Annotated in this window: 16 protein-coding genes; 11 read left to right on the top strand and 5 right to left on the bottom strand. The window is 64.8% G+C overall.

The annotated features are described in order from the left end of the window. The 3 genes from GXY33_13820 to GXY33_13830 form a co-directional block, all read right to left on the bottom strand. Positions 1-786 (bottom strand): exo-alpha-sialidase (locus GXY33_13820; protein ID NLX06211.1); only part of this gene is annotated, 786 nt, incomplete at its 3' end. Further along, positions 776-1,561, bottom strand: coding sequence for a DUF1638 domain-containing protein (locus GXY33_13825; protein NLX06212.1), 786 nt, complete (start codon positions 1,559-1,561; stop codon positions 776-778). The genes GXY33_13820 and GXY33_13825, both read right to left, overlap by 11 nt. 104 nt (positions 1,562-1,665) lie before the next feature. Then, complete coding sequence (locus GXY33_13830) at positions 1,666-3,027, bottom strand: family 20 glycosylhydrolase (protein NLX06213.1); 1,362 nt, start codon at positions 3,025-3,027, stop codon at positions 1,666-1,668. A 200-nt stretch (positions 3,028-3,227) separates the two neighbouring features. On the opposite strand from GXY33_13830, the gene GXY33_13835 reads away from it, so the two are divergent. The 5 genes from GXY33_13835 (at position 3,228) to GXY33_13855 (ending at position 9,501) form a co-directional block, all read left to right on the top strand. Then, the gene (locus GXY33_13835; protein ID NLX06214.1) at positions 3,228-4,325 is read left to right on the top strand and encodes a site-specific DNA-methyltransferase; all 1,098 of its coding nucleotides are present in this window, start codon (positions 3,228-3,230) and stop codon (positions 4,323-4,325) included. A gap of 380 nt (positions 4,326-4,705) precedes the next feature. Continuing rightward, a complete protein-coding gene (locus GXY33_13840) occupies positions 4,706-6,553 on the top strand; it encodes a carbamoyltransferase (GenBank protein ID NLX06215.1) in 1,848 nt (615 codons plus the stop codon). A 9-nt stretch (positions 6,554-6,562) separates the two neighbouring features. Beyond that, positions 6,563-6,982 carry a hypothetical protein gene (locus GXY33_13845; GenBank protein NLX06216.1) on the top strand — a complete coding sequence of 140 codons (420 nt, stop codon included), beginning with the start codon at positions 6,563-6,565 and terminating at the stop codon, positions 6,980-6,982. A gap of 23 nt (positions 6,983-7,005) precedes the next feature. Next, positions 7,006-7,215: a hypothetical protein gene (locus GXY33_13850; GenBank protein NLX06217.1), complete on the top strand. Its 210-nt coding sequence runs from the start codon at positions 7,006-7,008 to the stop codon at positions 7,213-7,215. A gap of 15 nt (positions 7,216-7,230) precedes the next feature. Then, complete coding sequence (locus tag GXY33_13855) at positions 7,231-9,501, top strand: tetratricopeptide repeat protein (GenBank protein NLX06218.1); 2,271 nt, start codon at positions 7,231-7,233, stop codon at positions 9,499-9,501. A gap of 54 nt (positions 9,502-9,555) precedes the next feature. Here GXY33_13855 and GXY33_13860 read toward each other — a convergent pair whose 3' ends face one another. Together GXY33_13860 and GXY33_13865 are read right to left on the bottom strand one after the other, a co-directional pair. Further along, positions 9,556-12,027 carry a dehydrogenase gene (locus tag GXY33_13860; protein ID NLX06219.1) on the bottom strand — a complete coding sequence of 824 codons (2,472 nt, stop codon included), beginning with the start codon at positions 12,025-12,027 and terminating at the stop codon, positions 9,556-9,558. A 33-nt stretch (positions 12,028-12,060) separates the two neighbouring features. After that, a complete protein-coding gene (locus tag GXY33_13865) occupies positions 12,061-12,858 on the bottom strand; it encodes a DeoR/GlpR transcriptional regulator (protein ID NLX06220.1) in 798 nt (265 codons plus the stop codon). 160 nt (positions 12,859-13,018) lie between these two features. Between GXY33_13865 and GXY33_13870 the strand changes: the two genes are divergently transcribed. The 6 genes from GXY33_13870 to GXY33_13895 form a co-directional block, all read left to right on the top strand. Next, positions 13,019-14,578: a biotin/lipoyl-binding protein gene (locus GXY33_13870; protein ID NLX06221.1), complete on the top strand. Its 1,560-nt coding sequence runs from the start codon at positions 13,019-13,021 to the stop codon at positions 14,576-14,578. Positions 14,579-14,587: 9 nt separating this feature from the next. Further along, positions 14,588-16,000, top strand: coding sequence for a dihydrolipoyl dehydrogenase (gene lpdA, locus GXY33_13875; protein ID NLX06222.1), 1,413 nt, complete (start codon positions 14,588-14,590; stop codon positions 15,998-16,000). Positions 16,001-16,046: 46 nt separating this feature from the next. Continuing rightward, positions 16,047-17,327 carry a hypothetical protein gene (locus GXY33_13880; protein NLX06223.1) on the top strand — a complete coding sequence of 427 codons (1,281 nt, stop codon included), beginning with the start codon at positions 16,047-16,049 and terminating at the stop codon, positions 17,325-17,327. A 46-nt stretch (positions 17,328-17,373) separates the two neighbouring features. Further along, positions 17,374-19,425, top strand: a complete 2,052-nt coding sequence (locus tag GXY33_13885) for an SDR family NAD(P)-dependent oxidoreductase (protein NLX06224.1) — start codon at positions 17,374-17,376, stop codon at positions 19,423-19,425. A gap of 320 nt (positions 19,426-19,745) precedes the next feature. Further along, entirely contained in the window at positions 19,746-21,425 is a 1,680-nt protein-coding gene (locus GXY33_13890) for an alcohol dehydrogenase catalytic domain-containing protein (GenBank protein NLX06225.1), read from the top strand. 1 nt (position 21,426) lies between these two features. Further along, positions 21,427-22,106 (top strand): KpsF/GutQ family sugar-phosphate isomerase (locus GXY33_13895; protein NLX06226.1); only part of this gene is annotated, 680 nt, incomplete at its 3' end.

Below are 22,106 nucleotides of genomic sequence, written 5' to 3' on the forward strand. Positions count from 1 at the left end.
CCCGGGCAACTCGGGCTTCACGTCGTTGCTGCCGCGAAGGACCATCAGGATGCGCCCGTCCGGCATTTCCGCCAACGTCGGCTCGATCGCGCCGCGGGTCGATCGCGCCGGATCGATCGCCACCCGCGCCGAAACGGCCCACTCGATCCGGTTCCCGTCCGCCCACCGGCCGATCAGCACCACGCCCTCGTGGTAGGTGTAGCCGCCGCCGGGATTGACGTACCCCCCGTCCCGCCCGACCGGCGTGATCTGGGCCGGAAACAGCAGCAGGCCCTCCCTCGTGCGGATCGGCCGGCACGTGGTGTCGCCGACCATGACGCTGTTGCGCCCGATCCACACGCAGTCCAGCGGATGCTCCGGCGTGCAGTCGCCCTTCTGGATGACCTGCTCGCGAACCGACCACGTGCGGCCGCCGTCCGTCGAAACCCGGTAGTCCAGGTGCCAGCTCTTGAGACCCTCCAGCGGGTCGTCCGACGGCAGCGTCCCGACCAGGACCAGCTCGACCAGGCGATCGGTGGACAGATCGACGAAACCCGGCTGGGCGTATTCCCGCCGAATGCCCTCGGGCGTCGAGGTGATAAACGCGATCTGCTCGGGGCCCGACCAGGTCCGCCCGTTGTCGGATGAAAAGTACCGCTCCATCGTATCGAGCGTGTCGCTCCGCATCGTCGTGCCGACGTAGCGAAGCTTCTCCACGCCCGTTGAACGCGTGTAAAAGGCCTGGGCGTCCGTCCGCTTGCCCTGACCGCGAGTCTCGACGAATACATCCTTGCTCTTAAGCCGCATCGGCGTCCTCCCGGTCCTTCACAACCCCCAGGACCTCACCGTCGTTGCGGGCCACGATCCGATGGCCGGGCGGAACCATCAGAAAATCGCCGCCCTCCCATTCGCCCCGAAACAGCCGCTCCAGCAGCGACCATTCGCCCTTTCGCAAGTCAAACGTCCAGCCGTTGCGCTCCGCCTCCTGGCGCGAACGCTCGATAAACGCCCGCTCGTCCGTCACGTCCATCTCCAGGTAGCAGATCCGATCGTAGTGCTGCAGCCCGCCGCCCATCGTCTCGGCGATGAAGTCCGCGTTCTCCTTGCCGTACTTGGCGACGAGCTGCTCGTAATCCTGATCCAGTCCGAGTTTCGACATCACCCCTTGCGAGCCGGTGACCTCCGGATTGTCCCGCTCCATCCAGCCGGTGGTGTGGTAGTAGGTGCCCGGGTGGGCGTCAAAGTACCGCTGAAACGACGAGCGGCTGCCGAAAAAAAACGTGATGCAGTCATGGGCCTTGGGAATCACCAGCGGAACCGATCGCGCGGTCAGGCCCGCCAGCCCGTCGTTGCACCGCGCGTAACCCAGCAGGATCGCCCGATACCCAGCCTCCCGACCGATCCGGTCCACCGCCTCCTGCAGGCGGGCCAGCATGTCCGTCCGCTCCAGGTCGTGCAGGCCCTTGGGAAAGAACTCCACGTCCACCCGAAGCGGACTCTCAGCCGCCAGCTTGCACGCCTCGCGGTAGATGATCTCACAGCCGATAAACTTGAGCTTATCGTCGGCGTTGAACAGAATCACGCGCGCTCCCTTCACATCAGGCCCGACCACGTCCGGTCCGCGTTGCGCGGCGTCCGTCTATTCTATATTCTACCATATCCGCCCGGAACCGTCGCTTTTCGCGGCTACTCCCTGGCCAGCTTCCGGATCCGGTCGGCCAACGCCCGCCACATCAACCGTCGCGGCTCCACCCGGCTGGACCAGAACCGATCCGCCTCAGCCTCGATCACCAGCCCGCGGAACGCCCGGCGGAAATCCATCAGTGACGGTGTGATCTCTTCAAAACTCCGGACCCCGCCGTCCAGGTACTTGCGGACCTCAAAAACGTTGACCCGCGCCTCGCCCCAGAGTTTCGGGCAGATCAGCCGCCCCGCCGGAAGCGTCTGGCTGTCGAAGTGCCGGCACCACGTGTCGAGCTGCTGCACCGCCTCCTGGGCCCGCCACAGCCGCTCGTTCCGCTTGACCCCCTGTTCGGGCGAGTCGGTGCCGTACAGCCGCTTCCACGCCGCCTTCAGATCGCGATCCACCGAATACCGGCCGCGCATCAGCGCCTGGTTGCACACGATCAGGCTGTCCCAACTCGACTCGATCGGCTCCGAACACGTCAGCAGCGTGCCGTAGCGCGACCACGCGGTCATCGCCACCCCGCGAAGCTTGTACTGCCGCGCCGTCTGATGCCACAGGCGATTGTTCTCCGCCCGGTTCGCCACGATCGGACGATTGGCGTCCACGCCGCATGCCCCCTTGTACGCCGACCCGCCCCACGACTCCAGTCCCGCCTTCGCCGCCCGACGCATGTCCTGCGGCGCCACAAACGCGAAAAGCGGTTTGGGATCCGGCGAGTAACCCCAGAACATCAGGTCCGCCCGGCCCGCCAGTTGCCTGAGCTGCGAAACCGGCCAGTTCCGGGCCATGTCGTGCCAGATGATCGCCCGCACGCCGGCTGCATTGACCCGATCGATGATCGGATTCATGTGCGACAGGAACAGCGACGCCTTGTCGTGCTCCGCGACGTACCGGCGGCACTTGGCACACGTGCCCAGCGACCAGACCTCGTCGGCCCCGAGATGGAAGTGGCTCAGCCCGAACTCCTCGTGCAGCTTCAGCACGTCGTCGATCATCCGCCCCACCGCTTCGCCCGACTCCGGGTGCAGCGGGCACAGATCGCGAGGGTCATCCTTGCGCTCGCGCAGCTTGCGGTACTTGGGAATCACCAGCAAACTCTCAAGATGCCCGAACGTCTGGACCAGCGGAATCACCGACAGCTTCGCCTTCCTGGCCGCAGCCAGAAAATCACGCACCGTCTTCGGCGAATACGTGTAGTCCCGCTTCATCTCCGGAAAATGCCGGAAGGGAATCGTGTCCTCCCACTCCACCAGCATGCCCGTCACGCCCAGCGAGGCCAGAAAACCCGGCAACTCCACCAGCCGCTTGGAACTCGGTGGCATGCCCTTAAAGTCCAAATGCACGAGCCGCTCGAACGACATAAAACCGCTCCTTCTCGTTAATGCCTGCAAACAAACAAGATGGCCATTGTACCCGCCCGAACCGCCAAATCAAGCACCCGCGCCTTTCCAAAAGGCCGCGACGCCGAATCGCCTCTTGGCCTGCCGCCGCCGATGCTCTACAATGGATTCGTCCAGCCGGACTGTACCATGACGGTTGGTTTGCAGTGGAAGGGTGGTCTATGAATCTTCCCGTCGATCAAATACTCCAGGGCGACTGCACCGATATCCTCCAGCGGCTGCCCGAACGCAGCGCCGATCTGATCTTCGCCGATCCGCCCTACAACCTCCAGTTGCACCACGAGCTCTGGCGGCCCAACCTCACGAGGGTCGACGCCGTCGACGACGAGTGGGACAAGTTCGACGACTTCCGCCAGTACGACCAGTTCACCGAACGATGGCTCACCGGCTGCCGCCGCGCCCTTAAAGACACCGGAACCATCTGGGTGATCGGCAGCTACCACAACATCTTCCGCATCGGCCGGATCATGATGGACCTGGGCTTCTGGATCCTCAACGACGTGCTGTGGATCAAAACCAACCCGATGCCCAACTTCCGCGGCGTCCGCTTCACCAACGCCCACGAGACCCTCATCTGGGCCCAGAAATCCAGGGACCAGAAAAAGTACACCTTCAACCACCACGCGATGAAGATGCTCAACGACGAAAAACAAATGCGAAGCGACTGGGAAATACCCCTCTGCACCGGCCGGGAACGCTGCGCCGTCAACGGCAAAAAGGCCCACGCCACCCAGAAGCCCGAGGCCCTCCTCTACCGGATCATCACCGCCGCCAGCAATCCCGGCGACGTCGTCCTCGATCCCTTCTTCGGCTCCGGCACCACCGGCGCCGTCGCCAGAAAACTCAACCGCCGCTGGATCGGCATCGAAAGGGAACCCGCCTACGTCGAGGTGGCCCGGAAACGAATCGCCGACGTTCAGCCGTCAACCGCCGATGACGAACTGCTCACAACCCCAAGCAAACGCACCGAGCCGCGCATCCCCTTCGGCGCCCTGCTCGAACACGGCCTGCTCCAACCCGGCCAGAAACTCCACTCCAAAGACAAAACCCACACCGCCACCGTCGCCGCCGACGGCAGCCTCATCCTCAACGGATTCCGCGGCTCCATTCACGCCGCCGGCGCCCGCGCCCAAAACGCCCCAACCTGCAACGGCTGGCACTTCTGGCACTACGAACAAGACGACCGCCTCATCCCCATCGACGACCTGCGAACCCGCTACCGCGCAGACCTCGCCGCCACCCCCTGCCATCCCGATTGACCCGTAAGTTAACAGCGTACAGCCCCGGCTCACACGTTCCCGCTGGCCGCGTCGCCGCCACCCACCATGGCCACGGAGCCCCTGATCCTCGCCAACCAACAGACCCTCAAACCCCTCAATCCGGTCAAGCGGCCAATGCCTTGACGGAATGGACGAGGAAGAATATAGTAGTACGTGATAGCCGTAGCGGCCTGTGGCAAGCGTCGCATGGTCATGTCATTCAGCAGGGCGTCTCCTCCAAACGACGCGTGGCCGCGATGAGTTGATACCAGTCGAATTGCCGTGCGCACCTCACAGCGGTGGGGCGCGTGCAAGCAAGGGAATCAGGGTCCGCGCAGACCCACCGGAAATCCGTGGAACGGTACGCCATCGAACCGGACATGGCAGACGATACCTTTATACTCGGGATTTCAGCCTTCTATCACGACAGCGCCGCTGCGCTGCTTCGCAACGGCGAAATACTCGCGGCGGCCCAGGAAGAGCGATTCACCCGCAAGAAGCACGACCACCGGTTTCCCTCCCACGCCGTCGAATACTGCCTCCGCGAAGCGGGAATCGACGCCGGGCGACTCGACCACGTGGCCTTCTACGACAAGCCGCTGGCAAAATTCGAACGCCTGCTGGAGACTTACCTCGCCTGCGCGCCGTGGGGGTTCAAGGTGTTCACGATGGGCCTGCCCCTGTGGCTGCACAAAAAACTCCACCTGCCGCGCGAGATGGACCGGGCGCTGGGCGGACGCTATCGCCGGCGCTACGTGTTTCCCGAGCATCACGAATCGCACGCCGCCAGCGCCTTTTTTCCGTCGCCCTTCCAAGAGGCCGCCATCCTGACCATCGACGGGGTCGGCGAGTGGGCCACCGCCAGCATGGGTCACGGCCGCGGCAACCGCATCAGCATCACGCACGAACTGCGATTCCCGCACTCGCTGGGACTGCTCTATTCGGCCTTCACTTTCTTCACCGGATTCCGGGTCAACTCCGGCGAGTACAAGCTGATGGGCCTCGCCCCGTACGGCCAGCCGGTCTATCGCGACGCCATTCTCCAAAAACTCCTCGACTTGAAGCCGGACGGCTCCTTTCGCCTCAACATGGACTACTTCGGCTACTGCCACAGCGACGTGATGACCACTCCCGCCTTCGACCGGCTCTTCGGCGGACCGCCTCGCCGGCCGGAAACCCGCCTGACCCAGCGGGAGATGGACCTGGCCGCCTCGATCCAGAGCGTGACCGAGGAGATCATCGTCCGCCAGGTCCGCCGTCTGCACGCGCTGACCGGCATGAAGAACCTGACGCTGGCCGGCGGCGTGGCCCTCAACTGCGTCGCCAACGGGCGCCTCCTGCGCGAGGGACCCTTCGAGAACATCTGGATTCAGCCGGCCGCCGGCGACGCGGGCGGGGCGCTCGGGGCGGCGCTGTTCGTCTGGCATCAGCTTCTCGACAACCCGCGCGACGCCAACCCGCACGACGCCCAGCGCGGCTCGCTGCTGGGACCATCCTGCGGCGACGCCGAAATCCGCAACTACCTCGACCGCGTCGGCGCGGTCTACCAGACGATCGACGACGAGGACCAACTGATCGACCGCGTCGTGGAAATGATCGCCGATGAAAAGGTCATCGGCTGGTTCCAGGGACGCATGGAATTCGGCCCGCGGGCCCTCGGATCGCGGAGCATCATCGGCGATCCGCGAAGCCGCAAGATGCAGTCGGTGATGAACCTGAAAACCAAGTTCCGCGAGTCGTTCAGGCCGTTCGCGCCGTCCGTGCTGCGGGAGCACGTCCATGAATACTTCGACGTGACCCCCGGTCAGGACAGCCCCTACATGCTCCTCGTCGCGCCCGTCCGCCACGACCGGCGCTGCCCCGTCGACCCGCGCGACAACCACCGGATCGGACTCGACAAACTCAAAACCGTCCGCAGCCAAGTCCCCGCAATCACCCACGTGGACTATTCAGCCCGCGTCCAGACCGTCGACCCGAACCGCCACGGACGGTACTACCGCCTGATCCGCCGGTTCCGCGACAGGACGGGCTGTCCGCTGATCGTGAACACGAGTTTCAATGTCCGCGGCGAGCCCATCGTCTGCACGTGCGAAGACGCGTACCGCTGCTTCATGGCGACGAACATGGATGCGCTGGTGCTCAACAACCAGCTCCTGCTCAAGTCGCAGCAGCCCGATGCGGAGGAACACCGAATTGATGAGTATTTGGCCCGGTTCGACCCCGATTGAGGCGCCGCGATGAGCGTGATCGAAATAGACTGGAAACCTTCACCGCGCAAACTGCGATCCTTCGGGCTCGCGGGCCTGGTCATGGCGGTGGTCGCGGCGATTGTCCTGCACGCCTGGAAGGGATTGCCGGGTGTGCCGGCGGCCGCCATCGTCGCCGCCGGCGTTGCGATGTTTGTCCTCGCACGTCTTTCGCCGCCGGCTGCGCGCATCGTGTACCTGGGATTGACGCTGGTCACGTGGCCGATCGGCTGGGTGCTGGGCCACGTGATTCTGGCCGCGATCTTCTTCGGCGCAATCACGCCGGTGGGGCTGATCTTCCGGATCATCGGCCGCGACGCCTTGCACCGGCGATTCGATCCAGAAGCCACGACCTACTGGACGCCGCATCGCAGCCCGGACGAGGTGGAACGGTACTTCAGGCAGTTCTAGCTTACAGGGTCAGGAGGCCTCCGTTGGGTAACAGGACAAACGACAACGCCGCCGGCCAGTTCCAGAATCACGCCGCCAAACGGCGGACCAATCTGCTCCTGGAGTTCCTGGCCTTTCTCCGGCACAACAAGAAGTGGTGGCTGCTGCCGATCCTCATCGTGATCCTGGTCCTCGGCGGCCTGGTGATGCTCAGCGGCACCGCCTTGGCCCCGTTCCTCTATCCCCTCTTCTAACCGGCGGTTACTGCCATGCCCGATACCAAAACACAAACCGCTCCCGCCAGGAACGCACCGCTTTCCAAGCGGCGGCTGTGGGCCTTTCGCATCCTGGCCATGGTGGCCGTGCCGCTCGCGGTCCTGGGTGCAGTTGAACTCACCCTGCGCGTCGCCGGATTCGGCTTCGCGCCCGCCTTCACCGTCGAGCAGGAATTTCGCGGCCGCAGCGTCCAGGCCCCCAATTCCGAGTTCACCCTCCTGTTCTTCCCGAGCGCCCTGCAGCGCCAGGCAACCCCCTTCGTCTTTCCCACCGACAAGCAAAAGGACGCGTGCCGCATCTTCGTCCTGGGCGCCTCAGCCGCCCTCGGCGATCCGGTTCCGGAATTCGGCTTCTCGCGGATTCTCGAACGCATGCTGTCCCGGCAGTATCCGGATGTCACCTTCGAGGTCATCAACACCGGCGTGACCGCGATCAACTCGCACGTCGTCTACCAGATCGCCAGGGACTGCGCACGGTTCGATCCGGACGTGTTCATCGTCTACCTCGGCAACAACGAGGTGGTCGGACCTTTCGGACCCGGCACCGTGCTCATGCAACAACTCGACAGCCTCGCCGTGATCCGTTCGAGCATCGCCGCCCGCAAAACCAGGCTCGGCCAACTCCTGGCCAGACCGGCCGACGCCACAGCCGGCGAAGGTAATTTCGACCGCTGGCAGGGCATGGAGATGTTCACCGACCGCCAGGTGCGACTCGACGACCCGCGCATGCCCGCCGTCTACGATCACTACCGCCGCAACCTCATCGACATCTGCCGGGCCGGACAGAACGCCGGCGCCAGCGTGCTGCTGTGCACCGTCTGGACCAACCTTCCCCACTGCCCGCCGTTCGCCTCCTCACACCGTCCGGACCTGACCGACGCTCAGCGGGCGAGCTGGCAGGAGGCCCGCGACGCCGGCGCTGCCGCCTGCGACCGCGGCGAGCATCAAGCCGCCCTCGCCCTCTACCGCCAAGCGGCGCAGCTCGATGAGACCTTCGCCGAACTGCGTTTCCAAATCGCCCAGTGCCTCCAAGCCGCAGGCGACCATCCCGCCGCACAGCAAGAATACGCGGCCGCCCGCGACCTCGACGCCCTGCGATTCCGTGCCGACAGCCGCATCAACGCCGCTGTGCGAAACGTCGCTGAGACCCTCGACGCCGTGGAACTCGTCGACGTCGAAGCCGAGAATGCCGAGGCCATGTTCGCGAGCCGGCCTCACGACCTCTTCGTCGATCACGTGCATTTCACCTTCGATGGCAACTACCGAATCGCCCGGCGCTTGGCCGTCGCGATGGAAAAAGTCCTGGCCGACAACGAGCGTCCACGAAAGTCGCAGCACCCGATCCCTTCATTGGATTGGTGCCGCGACTCCCTGGCCTACACCGACTGGGAGGAACTGCTCATCGCCCGCCAGATGCACGCGCGACTCCAGAAGGCCCCGTTCAGCGGCCAGCTCTACAACGATCAGCGGCTGGAACAGTTCAAAGCCAGGATCGAACAACTGGCGAACTGCGCTCAGCCGCCCGACCGGGACCGCCTCGCCGCCGTCTACCGCGCCGCGATCGAGGCGCATGCCGATGATCCAGTTCTCCGCCTGCGCTGCGCCGGCTTTCTGACCAACGCGGGAAACGACCCCGCTGGAGCCGTCGAGCACCTCACCGCCGCCCTCGCCAACACCCTGCCGCAGGACGCCCTCCGCGTCCGCCTCGATCTGGCCGGCGCCCATCAGCTAAGCGGCAATCACCTCCAGACGATCGAGATCCTCCAGGATCTGCTCGACGAACACCCCACGCACCAGAAAGCCCGTGAAGCCCTCGCCACCAGCCTGCTGGCCGTCGGCAAAACGCAGCAGGCCGTCGAGAACCTCGAGCGCGTCGTCACGGATCATCCCGATGCCACCAATGCGCACGTGAATCTCGGCGTCGCCCTGATGCGGCAACGGGACGCCAAACGGGGGCTCCAGCACCTCGAGCGGGCCGTCGCCATCGAACCGGACAGCGGACTGGCCCACTTCAACCTCGCCCTGGCCCTGGCCAACACCAATCAGCCAAAACGCGCCGCCGAACACTTCGCCAGGGCCGCCGAATGCTGCACCCGCGTCGTGGAACTCAATCCCGCGGACCTCCAATACCGCTACATGCTCGCCGTGGCCCTCGAACGGCTGGGCCGGCAAGCGGAAGCCATCGAACAGTACCGCGCCATGCTCCAGCACGACCCGCAAAACCGGCCCGCCCGCCAACGCCTGACCCAACTAGGCGCAGGCTGACCGCCTCCTGTCGGCAGGCAATAGGCCTTTCCCGCGTGTTCCGTGCCTGTCTTCTCAGATTCCCAGCCGGTTCCGCCGGAGCAGGTCATCCTCGCCGCATTCGCGCTGGCTCTGGTAGCCCTTTAGCGGCAGGACGTGCTCGTGAACCGCGTCCAGAATGTCGCACGGATACGGGAAGAACGCGTCCTCGACCTCATCGGCCGGCGTGATCCAGTTGCGGGCGCCGACCACCACCGGCGGGGCGTCCAGATCGTCGAACGCGAGCTGGGCGATCTTCGCCGCCATCGTCTGCAGCACGCTGCCGCGTTCGCAGGCGTCGGAGGCCAGGACGATCTTGCGGGTCTTGCGGACCGACTCGAGCACCTTCGCGTAATCGAACGGCACCAGCGACCGGGCGTCGATGACCTCGCACGAAACGCCGTACTTGCCCTCCAGTTCCTTGACCGCGTCGAGCACGCGATACAGCGTCGCGCCGACGGTCAGGAAGGTCAGATCACTGCCGGTCTTCTTGACGTCCGGCTCGCCGATCGGCACCTCATAGTAACCCTCCGGCACGCCGCCCTCGCGGAACAGCTCCGGCTGATCGTAGATCCGCTGGCTCTCGAAGAAGATCACCGGATCGGTGCCGACCAACGCGGAGAACATCAGGCCCTTCGCGTCGTATGGCGTGGCCGGGAAGACGACCTTCAGGCCCGGAATATGGGCGCAAAGGGCGGTCCAGTCCTGGCTGTGCTGCGCGCCGTACTTCGAGCCGACCGACACGCGGATCACCGCCGGCATCTTGAGCAAGCCGCCGGACATCGACTGCCACTTGGAGAGCTGGTTGAAAATCTCATCGCCCGCCCGGCCCATAAAGTCGCAGTACATCAGCTCCGCGATCACCCGCCCGCCCTCGAGCGCGTATCCGACCGCCGAACCGACGATCGCGCCCTCCGAGATCGGCGTGTTGAAAAGCCGATGATACGGCAAAGCCTCCGTCAGCCCGCGGTACACCGCGAACGCCCCGCCCCAATCGCGATTCTCCTCGCCGTACGCCACCAGGGTCGGATCGACGTAGAACCGGTCGAGGATGGCCTCGAAGATCGCGTCGCGAATGCCCACGCAGCGGGTCTTAGGCAGCGGCTGGCCCTTCTCGTCCAGGCCCGACCGGCTCCGTTTGGCAAGCTGCTGGACGCGCGGGTTCTCCTCCTTGCTCATCAGGACCTCGGGCTTGCGATCCGGGTCCATCGACTCGACCTTCTGGTTCGAGAACATCGTCCGTTCCAGCAAGCAGTTGACCTTCTTGAGGTCCGCCCGCGGCGAAACCTCCAGGTCGATCGCCTTCTTGTACGCCTTGAGGATCAAGCCCGCCACGTGCTGGTTGAGCTTCTCCAGCTCCGCTTCGCTGCAGACGCCGGCTTGCACCAGCGAGCCCGCGTACGTCTTGATCGGGTCCACGTCCTGCCAGGCCTCGACCTCGCTCTTCTCGCGGTACGAGCTGGCGTCCGACGGCGAGTGGCCGCTGAACCGGTACGTCAGCGTGTCCAGCAGCACCGGCCCGTCGCCGTCCGCGATGATCTGCTTCTTGCGGCCGATCGCGTCGATCACCGCCAGCGGGTTGTAGCCGTCAACCCGCTCGGCGTGCATCTGGTCCGGCGCCAGACCCGCGCCAAGCCGGGCCAGAACCTTAAAGCCCATCGTCTCGCCCACCGGCTGACCGCCCATGCCGTAGAAGTTGTTCACGAAGTTCATGATCAACGGCAGCCCGCCGCGATGCTCCTTGTCCCACAGCGTCTTGAACTGGTCCATCGTCGCCAGGCACAACCCTTCCCACACCGGTCCGCAGCCGGCCGACGCGTCGCCGATGTTGCAGATCACCACCCCCGGCTTATGGTTGATGTGTTTGTAAAGGGCCGCTCCGACCGAAATGTCGCCCGAGCCGCCGACGATCGCGTTGTTCGGGTAGATGCCGAACGGCGGGAAAAACGCGTGCATCGAACCGCCCATGCCCTTGTTGAACCCAGCCTCGCGGGCGAAAATCTCCGCCAGCGCGCCGTAGATCAGGTAATCGACGGCCAGGTCCTTGACCGACCCTTGCGCGTCCTTCTCCACCGCCTTCAGGCAGTCGCCGCCGAAGTAGTCCTTCATGATCTCCATCAGCGTCTTGTCGTCGAGCTTTTGGATCGCCGAGAGGCCCTTGGCCAGGATCTCGCCGTGGCTGCGGTGGCTGCCGTAAATGTGGTCGTCTACCGTCAGCAGAAACGCCTGCCCAACCGCCGCCGCCTCCTGCCCGATCGACAGGTGGGCCGGACCGCGATGGTTGTACTCGATGCCTTCGTAGTTGCCGCGAAGCTTGATCTCGTTGAGCATGTTCTCGAACATGCGGATCACCAGCATGTCCCGCTGGATGCGGAACAGGTCGTCCTTGCCGTACCGCTTGAGCTCGTCCTTGACGCTCCGGTTGTACTGGTTGACCGGGATCGGCGAAAACTCGACGTACCCCGGCTGACGCGCTTCGGTCGGATTGATCACCATACTCTTGGGCATTGCTGAACTCCTGTCCGTCTGTTCTGATCGTTCTTAACCGTTTCCGGATTCGGCCTCAGCCGGTCCGGAGCTCGGATGGATGGTCTCGATACCGTGGGAATCCAAAAACTCCCGCCACGGCGCCGGCGGTTCGCTGTCCGTAATCACCCGCGAGATCGCGTCCCACTCCACGATCTTGAACAGCGAGGGACTCAAAAACTTGGCGTGGTCCACCAGCAAAATAGACTCCCGGGCGTTCCGCACCGCCATGCGATACAGGTGCGCGCTCTCGATGTCCGCCGCCGTCACCCCAAACTCCATGCTCAACCCGTCCGCCCCGAGAAACGCTTTGTACCCGCGAAGCTGATCCAACGTGCTCGTCGCCAGGGGGCCGATCGTGTCCATCCGGTCGCTGCGGTACTGGCCGCCGAGGGTGATGATGCTGAGCCCCGGCGTCCCGTTGAGCTCCCCCACCAGCCGCACCGAATTGACGATCACCGACAACCCGCGCTTGCGCTTCAACAGCGGGGCCAACTCAAAGCACGTCGTCCCCGAATCCACGAAAATCTGATCGCCATCGTTGATCAGCTTGATCGCCAGCGAGCCGATCACCCGCTTGGCCTCCACGTTCCGCACCGACTTGGACCCGAACGAGTAATCCACGTTCCGGGGCAGCGTCGCCCCCCCGTAGACCAACTCGATGCGGTTGGTGTCGGCCAGCGACCGCAGGTCACGCCGTACCGTGGCCTCCGAAACGGCCAGCTCGCCGGCCATGTCCTTGACCGTAACATGCCCTCGCTCATAGACTTTCGAGAGAATGCGGTCCCAGCGCTGTTGGGTCGTCAGGCTCATGATGGTCCTGGAATGATTGAACTCTGTCATATATCAGACAACAATTGAGCACAAAATGCAATAACCAAGTCAACATTTTTGCTTGACTGTAAGGCTTTTCTTTCATATTCTCGGATTCGGTCACGCAACGTCGCGGACCCTCTGGAGGATTGGTAGCCCCATGCACACCATCACCATGCCCCAGGCCGGCCCGGCGGTCAAAGACGGCACCGTCGTCCGCTGGCTGAAAAAACCCGGCGACCCCGTCAGCCCGGGGGATCTCCTCGCTATCATAGATACTGAAAATATGCGAGTTGAGCTTGAGTCAGCCAAGGCTGGCGTCCTGGCTGAAATCCTCTGCTCCCAGGGTAAGACGGTCAAGGTCGGCGACGCCCTCGCCACGATAAGCTCTTCTGATGAAAAAGCAGCAGCAAAGAACGCCAAGCAGGAAAAACCTGCCGCCCAGCCAAAGGAGGCACACGCCGTGTCCAACGCCACTCCCGCCGGAAACGTCACCCCCGTCCTGATGCCCAAGGCCGGACAGACTATGGAAGAAGGCACCATCGTCAGTTGGAAGGTCCAGCCGGGCACGCAGATCAACAAGGGCGACATCATCTTCGAAGTCGAAACGGACAAGTCCGTCATTGAGGTCGAAGCCGTCGACGCCGGCCGACTCTCCAAGATCGTCATCGGCGAGGGCGATACCGCCGCCGTCCTGACCCCGGTAGCCTACCTGGCTGACAACGATGCCGACGTGGACGCCTTCATCGCCTCCCAAGGCGGCGAAGCCCCGGCTGCCGAAGCACAGCCGAGTGCCCCGGCCGAAGCACCGGCCATCCAAACCCCGGCCCCAGCGGCCGCTCCGGTTGCCGCGTCGGCCCCGACCACCGCTGAAGGACGGATCAAGGCCTCGCCCGCGGCCCGGCGCGTCGCCCGGGAAAAGGGCGTCGATCTGGCCACCGTCGGACAGGGACGCGGACCCGGCGGACGGATTCTCTCGCAGGACGTCCTGTCGGCCCCAGCCGCGACGGCCCCGGCCGCCCGCCCGGCTCCGGCCCCGCAGCCGGTGGTCGAAGGCGAAGTCGTCCGCCGCCCCATGAGTGCGATGCGCAAGGCCATCGCCCGGAACCTGCTGGCCTCGAAACAGAACATCCCGCACTTCTACATGCGGGCGACCATCGACGCCGACCCGCTGATGAGCTTCTACCAGGGCGAAAAGGCCAAGTACCGCTGTTCGCTCAACGACGTGGTGGTCATGGCTTGCGCCAAGGCGATCCAGGAGTTCCCCGCGTTCCGAAGCCGCCTGGACGGCGACGCATTGATGGAGTTTCCAACCGCCAACATCGGGATCGCGGTGGGCCTGGACAACGGCCTGGTGGTCCCGGTCGTCGTCGCCGCCGACCAGATGAAACTCAAGGACCTGGCCCTCGAAACCCGCCGGCTCGCCGAGCAGGCCCGCGGCGGCAAGATCGAAAACATGGGCAAGGGCGTCTTTACCATCAGCAACCTCGGGATGTTCGGCGTCGAGGAGTTCTCAGCGATCATCAATCCGCCCGAGGCGGCGATCCTGGCCGTGGCCGCCGTCCGTGAAGAGGTCATCGTCAGTGGCGGCACCCTCCGGCCCGGCCGCGTGATGACCATGACCTTAAGCTGCGACCACCGGGTGATCGACGGCCTGCTGGCGGCCAAGTTCATGGCCCGGCTCAAGGAAATTCTGGAGTGGCCCGCCCAGTTGGCCTAGGAGTCTCTCATGGCTGAGCATTACAACATCGCGATCATCGGCACCGGTCCCGGTGGATACGTCGCAGCCCTCAAAGCCGGCGCGATGGGCGCCAAGTGCGCCGTGGTCGAAAAATCCCACCTGGGCGGCACGTGCCTGAACTGGGGCTGCATCCCCTCCAAGGCCCTGCTCGCCTCGGCCGAGCTGATGCACCACATCCAGGACGCCGCGGAACTCGGCATCGACGTCAAAGGCGAAGTCGGATTCGACTGGACCAGGATTCAGGGCCGCAAGGACCGGATCGTCGGCACGCTGCGAAGCGGGATCGGCGCGCTCTTCAAGTCGCGCAAGGTGACGCTGCACCAGGGCCGGGCCACCCTTAACGGCCCGGGCAAGGTCGCGGTGGCCGGCGACGACGGCAAGACGACCGAGTTCACCGCCGACAAGATCATCCTGGCCGTCGGCTCGGTGCCCTCGCGCATCCCCAACTGGCCGACCGATCCGCAACTCGTCTGCACCAGCGACGAAGGCCTCCACTGGAAGGAATTGCCCAAGCGGCTGTTGATCGTCGGCGGCGGCGTCATCGGCTGCGAGTTCGCCTGCATGTTTCAGCCGTTCGGCGTCCAGGTGACGGTGGTCGAGATGATGCCGCACCTGCTGCCCTTCCAGGATGCCGACCTCGGCGCCGCACTCGAAAAGGCCTTCAAAAAACGCGGAATCAAGTGCTACACCGACACCTCGGTCAAGGGCATCGAAACCCCCGGCAACGGCATCAAAGCCGTCCTGAGCAATGGTGAAACCATTGAAGCCGACAAGGTCCTGGTCGCCACCGGACGCTGGCCCAACACCAAGGACATCGGCCTCGAGAGCGTCGGCCTGACCACCGAACGCGGCTTTATCCGCGTCAACGAAAAGATGGAAACGCCGGTCAAGGGCTACTACTGCATCGGCGACGCCAACGGGCGCTGCCTGCTCGCCCACGCGGCCTCGGCCCACGGCGTGACGGCGGTCGAAAACGCCCTCGGCGCCGACAAGGCCTTCGACGCCCCGATCCCCAGCACGATCTACACCTTCCCGGAAATCGCCGCCGTCGGCATGACCGCCGCGGAGGCCCGCAACCAGGGCCTGCCCATCTCGGTCGGCAACTTCCCGCTCGGAACGCTGGGCAAGGCGATGGCGGTCGGCGATCGCGACGGCTTCGTCAAGGTCGTGCGCCATCGCGAAACCGGCCAACTGCTCGGCGTGCACATGATGGGCCACAACGTCACCGAGGTGATCGCCGCCGCCGGCGCGATGCTCCACGAGAAGGTCAGCGTCGAAGAGATGGCCGAAGTCGTCTTCGCCCATCCGACGATCAGCGAGGGCCTCAAGGAAGGGGCGGAGGACGCCCTGAGCATGGCCCTCCACATGGCCCCGCGCAAGGTCGTCCGGGCCAAAGTATAAGACGAACAGCGGGCGCGCCGAACAAGCGGCTTCAACGAGGAATACCATGTCGAACGACGCACTGGCGACGGTACGGGAACTGGGTTCGGTGGACGAGTTGCGGGCCCTGGCCCAACGCGGCTTTGGTCCCTCGATCCGCCCGAAGTCCAACACCCACATCCATCTGCCCCCGAACTTCTCCGCCTTCGAAAGCGTCAAACAGGCGGTCGACCTGGCCGATAAGGAGGGCATCGACGCCCTCGGCGCCACCAACTACTACGACTTCGGCGTCTACGCCGAGTTTGTCGCGCGCACGCAGGAAGCGGGCATCTTTCCGCTGTTCGGTACCGAGATCATCTGCCTGATCGACGACCTGGTCCGCGCCGGCGTGCGGATCAACGATCCGGGCAATCCGGGCAAAATGTACATCTGCGCCAAGGGCATCACCCGCTTCGAGAATCCCACCGCCAAGGCCCATGAGATTCTCGGCACCATCCGCGGCAACGATCAGCGGCGAATGGCCGAGATGATCGGCCGGTTGGAGAAACTCTTCGCCGACGCGGACGTCGCCACCGGCCTCGACGAGCAGAAGGTGATCGGCATGGTGGTCCGCCGCCACGGATCCTCGCCGGAGCACGTCACGCTCCAGGAACGGCACGTCGCCCAGGCCTTCCAGGAGGCGTTCTTCGCCAAGGTTCCCGCCGGAGCGCGTCAGGCCAAACTCACCGAAATCTTCGGCTCGCCCGCCAAGTCCGGTCCGGAAGACTCGGTCAAGGTCCAGGGCGAGATCCGCTCGCAGCTCATGAAGGCCGGCAAGCCCGCGTTCGTGGCGGAAAGCTTCGTCGACTTCGATCAGGCCCGCACGCTGATCCTCGAGCTGGGCGGCATCCCGTGCTATCCGACGCTGGCCGACGGCGTCACGCCGATCTGCGAATATGAAGACCCGGTGGCCAAGCTGATCGACAACATCCGCCAGCACGGCATCCACTGCGCCGAATTCGTCCCCATCCGCAACGAGCCGACCATGCTCGAAAAATACGTCGCGCCGATGCGGCAGGCGGGACTCGTCATCACCGCCGGCACCGAGCACAACACGCTCGACCTGCTGCCGATCGAACCGCAGTGCGTCAAGGGCCAGCCCGTGCCCGAGACGATCGAGGAGATCTTCTGGGAAGGCACGTGCGTCGTCGCGGCCCACCAGTTCCTCCTGACCCACGACCAGACCGGCTTCGTGGACGAAACGGGCCGGCCCAATCGCGACTATCCGACGGCGGAGGAGCGGATCGCCGCCTTCGCCGCCCTCGGACGCGCCGTGATCGGCAAGTACCTGGACAAGTTCAAAGGTTAGGCGAACGCAGCAACCGCGAACGCCTCAAGCAAGGAGCACAAGACCGATGGGTTCCCAAACCGCTTGGCCCACTTTCGCATCCACCGACAGCGACCTCGATATCATCATCAAGCTGTCGCGCTACTACGGCTCGAACGGCGACTACGTCCTGGCCGGCGGCGGCAACACCTCCGTCAAAATCGGCGACCGCCTGTTCGTCAAAGGCAGCGGCTGCGCGCTGGCCGACATCGACGCCGACGGCTTCGTCGAACTCGACCGGTCCGACCTCGAACAAATCCTCGCCAGCGACCTGGGCGAAGACCCAGCCGTGCGCGAAATACGCTACAAAGAGGCGGTCTTGGCCGCCCGCTGTTGCCCCGACAAAGGCCAACGCCCCTCGGTCGAGTCCGTCCTGCACAACATGATGCCGAACAAGTTCGTCGTCCACGTCCATCCGACGCTGGTCAACGTCTACACCTGCTGCGAAACCGGCCAGAAGATCTGCGACGAGCTCTTCGGCGACCGGGTCCTCTGGATACCCTACACCGAACCGGGTCCTATCCTCGCCCAGACGCTGTACGCAGCCATGCGGGACTACACCAAACGCACCGGCCGCCAATGTCCCGACGGCGTGTTCATCGGCAACCACGGCTATATCGTCTGCGGCGACACCGCCGAGGAAGTTCGCGAACGCTTCGATAAGGTGATGGCCAAGTTGCGGGAGCGCCTCGACCAAACGCCGTCGGCCGAACCGTTCGGACCGATCAAGCGCCTCGACGCCGACAAGGTCCGCAAGCTGGTCAACGTCATCGGCCCGGCGCTGCGGGCGTTGCTGGCTGAGGGTGAGACCCTGCGGCTGGTGAACTTCGACGATACCGACATGGTGATGCAACTGGTCGGCGGGGCCGAGGGCAAATCCGCTGCGCTGGCCGGCCCGCTCACGCCCGACCACATCGTCTACTGCAAACCGCTGCCGCTCTGGTTCCAAGCCGCGGGCGACGAAGAGCCCAAGGCACTCGTCGAACGCCTGCGCAAGGACATCAACGCCTACCAGCAGCAGTACGGCTTCCTGCCCAACGTCGTCCTCGTCGAAGGCGCGGGCATGTTCGCCTCCGCGGAGGATCTGACCGGGTCCGAGCGGGCGAGGCTGTTGTATCGCAACGCCATCGAAGTCTCCGCCGGCGCCAAACGCCTCGGCAAAATCCGACCCATGAGCTTCCAGGAGTGGAACTTCATCGAGCACGGCGAGGTCGAAGCCTACCGTCGGGCCATCTCCGCCGGGGCCCGCCGACAGGGCCGCGCCGTCGGCAAGGTCGCCGTGGTCACCGGCGCCGCCCAGGGATTCGGCTTCGAAATCGCCGAAGACCTCGTCCGCCAGGGCGCCTGCGTCGTCCTGACCGACATCAACGCCGAAGGCGTCGCCGCCGCCGCCGAAAAAATCAACGCCGCCGCCAAACGGCCGCAGGCGGTCGGACTGGCCATGAACGTGACCGATGGCGCGTCGATCGCCGGGGCCTTCCATCAGACGATCCGCCGCTTCGGCGGCTTCGATCTGCTGGTCTCCAACGCCGGCGTCCTGAAGGCCGGCAGCGTCAAGGATCAGCCGGAAAAGGACTTCGACTTCGTCACCGCCGTCAACTACAAGGGCTACTTCCTCTGCGTCCAGCACGCCGCCCCGATCCTCGCCGTCCAGCACCTGGCCCGACCGTCCCTCTGGTCCGACATCATCCAGATCAACTCCAAGTCGGGCCTCGTCGGATCCAACCGCAACGGAGCCTACGCCGGCAGCAAGTTCGGCGGCATCGGACTGACCCAGTCCTTCGCCCTCGAACTCGTCGAGGACGGCGTCAAGGTCAACTCAATCTGCCCGGGCAACTTCTTCGACGGCCCGCTGTGGTCCGATCCGAACAACGGCCTGTTCGTCCAGTACCTGCGAACCGGCAAGGTGCCCGGCGCCAAAACCATCGCCGACGTCCGCAAAGCCTACGAAACCAAAGTCCCGATGGGCCGCGGATGCACCACGCCCGACGTGATGAAGGCCATCTACTACCTGATGGACCAGAAATACGAAACCGGCCAGGCCGTCCCGGTCACCGGCGGCCAGGTCATGCTGAGCTGACCGTCTCCACGGAACACCCGATCCCGGTTCTTTGACATCCTCACAGGCGACGAACGCAGCCGCCTCCTCTTCTCCAAAAGAAGACAGCCACGGAACACGCGGTTAATGGTAGGAGGCGTCCTCCGAACGCACCAATCTGAGTCTTCTTCATTCTGACTCCTGGCTTCTTCCCTCGTCCCTCCGCGTGTTCCGCGTGCTCCGTGCCATCCCAAAGGGAAGTCGCACCGACGCACCACCGATCACTGGCGGCCCCGTCGCCCGATGAGTATAATTCGCATTTTGTCCAAAAGTATGACGAACAGTCCAAAAAGGAACGCATAATGACAGCATCTCCCGTCGGCGGCCAACTGCCCCGAACCCAATACGCCGTGCAACTGGTCGGCCCGAGCCAACTGACGCTCAACCGCGAAAAACCCGTCCACCAGCCCGGCCCGCACCAGATCGTCGCCAAAATCGAAGCGGTCGGCCTCTGCTTCTCCGACCTTAAGCTCCTCAAGCAGTTCACCGAGCACGCCCGCAAGGGCGAGGTCGTCCGCGGCATCGAACCGCGCGTCCTCGATGAAATTCCCAGCTACGTCCCGGGAACCAAGCCCACTGTGCCCGGCCACGAAGGCGTCTGCCGGATCGTCGCCGTCGGCGAGAAGGTCACCCGCCACAAGGTCGGCGAACGCTGCCTCATCCAGACCGACTACCGATGGCTACGCACCGCCGCCGGCTCTAACGCCGCTTTCGGATACAATTTCGAAGGCGCGCTGCAGGAATACGTCCTGATGGACGAACGGATGATCATCGAACCGGGCAGCGGCGAACGATTCCTCATCCCGGTCGGCGAAAACCTCGGCGCCTCAGCCGTCGCCCTCGTCGAACCGTGGGCCTGCGTCGAAGACTCCTACGTGAGCCCCGAACGCCGCACCATCAAAGCCGCCGGTCGACTCCTGGTCGTCGCCGACGCCGGCCGCAGAATCCAGGGCCTTGCCGAATCCTTCGCCGCCGAAGGCAAGCCCGCCTCCGTCACCTGCGCCTGCGCCGAACCGCAGCAGCGTCAAGCCGTCGAAGCCCTCGGCATCCCAAAAGCCGAAGAAACCGAATTCGACGACATCGTCTACTTCGGCTCCGACAAGGCCACCATCGAATCGCTCAACGACAAACTCGCGCCCAACGGCATCATCAACATCGTCCTCGCCGGACACAAAATCGGCCAGCCGGTCATGGTCGGCGTCGGACGCGTCCACTACGGCATGACCCGATGGATCGGCACCACCGGCGCCAGCGCCGCCACGTCCTACGAATCCATCCCCGCCACCGGCGAGCTCCGGCCTGGCGAAAAGGCGATCGTCGTCGGCGCCGGCGGACCCATGGGCCAGATGCACGTCATTCGCGACGTCTGCGCCGGCGTCCCCGACCTGACCCTCGTCGCCACCGACTTCGATGAGGAACGCCTCGAATCCCTCCGCCGTAAGGCCCAGCCGCTCGCCGACGCCAACCGCGCCACCCTCCGCATGGTCAACCCGCAAAAACAAAAACTCGACGAGACCTTCACCTACTTCGCCCTCATGGCCCCGGTGCCCGCCCTCGTCGCCGACGCCATCCGCTCGAGCGCCGACCGCTGCCTCATCAACATCTTCGCCGGCATTCCCGCTCCGGTCAAACACGAGCTCGACCTCGACGCCTACATCGCCAACCGCTGCTTCATGTTCGGCACCAGCGGCTCGGTCATCCGCGATATGAAGATCGTCCTCGAAAAAATGGAACAGGGACGCCTCGACACCGACTGCTCCGTCGACGCGATCTCCGGCATGGCCGGCGCCGCCGACGGCATCGCCGCCGTCGAAAACCGCACCCTCGCCGGAAAAATCATCGTCTACCCCATGCTCCACGACGTGCCGCTGATCCCCCTGGCCAAACTCGACGAACGGTTCCCCTCCGTCGCGGCCAAACTCGAAAACGGACAGTGGACCGCCGCCGCCGAAGCCCAACTCCTCAAAACCGCCGGAGCGTAAGATGGACTACATCGCCAGCGCCAAACGCGTGATCGAACTCGAAGCCGAAGCCGTCGCCGGGCTGACCTCCGTCCTCAACGGGAGCTTCCAACGCGCCGTCGAACTGATCCTCGGCGTTAAGGGCCGCGTCGTCGTCACCGGCATGGGCAAAGCCGGACACGTCGCCCGGAAAGTCGCCGCCACCTTCGCCTCCACCGGCACGCCCGCCCTCTTCATGCACCCCGCCGAAGGCATCCACGGCGACCTCGGCATGATGACCGCCGACGACGTCGCCCTCGCCTTCTCGCACAAGGGCCAGACCGAAGAGGTCCTGCGGATCATCCCCTACCTCAAGCACGTCGGCGTTCCCCTGATCGCCGTCACCTCAAACCCCGACTCGGAACTCGCCCGCCACGCCGAAGTCACCCTCGCCCTCGCCATCCGCCGCGAAGCCTGCCCCCTCGGCCTCGCCCCCACCGCCAGCACCACCGCCATGCTCGCCCTCGGCGACACCCTGGCCATGGTGTTGCTCGAAGCCCGCGGCTTCAAGGCGGAGGAATTCGCCATGTACCATCCCGGCGGCTCGCTCGGCCGGCGCCTGCTGACCAAGGTCGGCGACCTGATGCACACCGGCGACGAAAACCCGGTCGTCCGACTCGACGCCCCGCTCCGCGAAGCCGTCCTCGTCATGACCCGCACCAA

The organism is Phycisphaerae bacterium (assembly GCA_012729815.1).
In the GTDB taxonomy this organism is placed as follows: domain Bacteria; phylum Planctomycetota; class Phycisphaerae; order JAAYCJ01; family JAAYCJ01; genus JAAYCJ01.

Coding starts and splice junctions, on each gene's coding strand:
- GXY33_13845 (NLX06216.1), top strand. CDS start 6,563: ATGAGCGTGATCGAAATAGACTGGAAACCTTCACCGCGCAAACTGCGA.
- GXY33_13830 (NLX06213.1), bottom strand. CDS start 3,027: ATGTCGTTCGAGCGGCTCGTGCATTTGGACTTTAAGGGCATGCCACCG.
- GXY33_13870 (NLX06221.1), top strand. CDS start 13,019: ATGCACACCATCACCATGCCCCAGGCCGGCCCGGCGGTCAAAGACGGC.
- GXY33_13840 (NLX06215.1), top strand. CDS start 4,706: ATGGCAGACGATACCTTTATACTCGGGATTTCAGCCTTCTATCACGAC.
- lpdA (NLX06222.1), top strand. CDS start 14,588: ATGGCTGAGCATTACAACATCGCGATCATCGGCACCGGTCCCGGTGGA.
- GXY33_13880 (NLX06223.1), top strand. CDS start 16,047: ATGTCGAACGACGCACTGGCGACGGTACGGGAACTGGGTTCGGTGGAC.
- GXY33_13890 (NLX06225.1), top strand. CDS start 19,746: ATGACAGCATCTCCCGTCGGCGGCCAACTGCCCCGAACCCAATACGCC.
- GXY33_13835 (NLX06214.1), top strand. CDS start 3,228: ATGAATCTTCCCGTCGATCAAATACTCCAGGGCGACTGCACCGATATC.
- GXY33_13885 (NLX06224.1), top strand. CDS start 17,374: ATGGGTTCCCAAACCGCTTGGCCCACTTTCGCATCCACCGACAGCGAC.
- GXY33_13860 (NLX06219.1), bottom strand. CDS start 12,027: ATGCCCAAGAGTATGGTGATCAATCCGACCGAAGCGCGTCAGCCGGGG.
- GXY33_13865 (NLX06220.1), bottom strand. CDS start 12,858: ATGAGCCTGACGACCCAACAGCGCTGGGACCGCATTCTCTCGAAAGTC.
- GXY33_13855 (NLX06218.1), top strand. CDS start 7,231: ATGCCCGATACCAAAACACAAACCGCTCCCGCCAGGAACGCACCGCTT.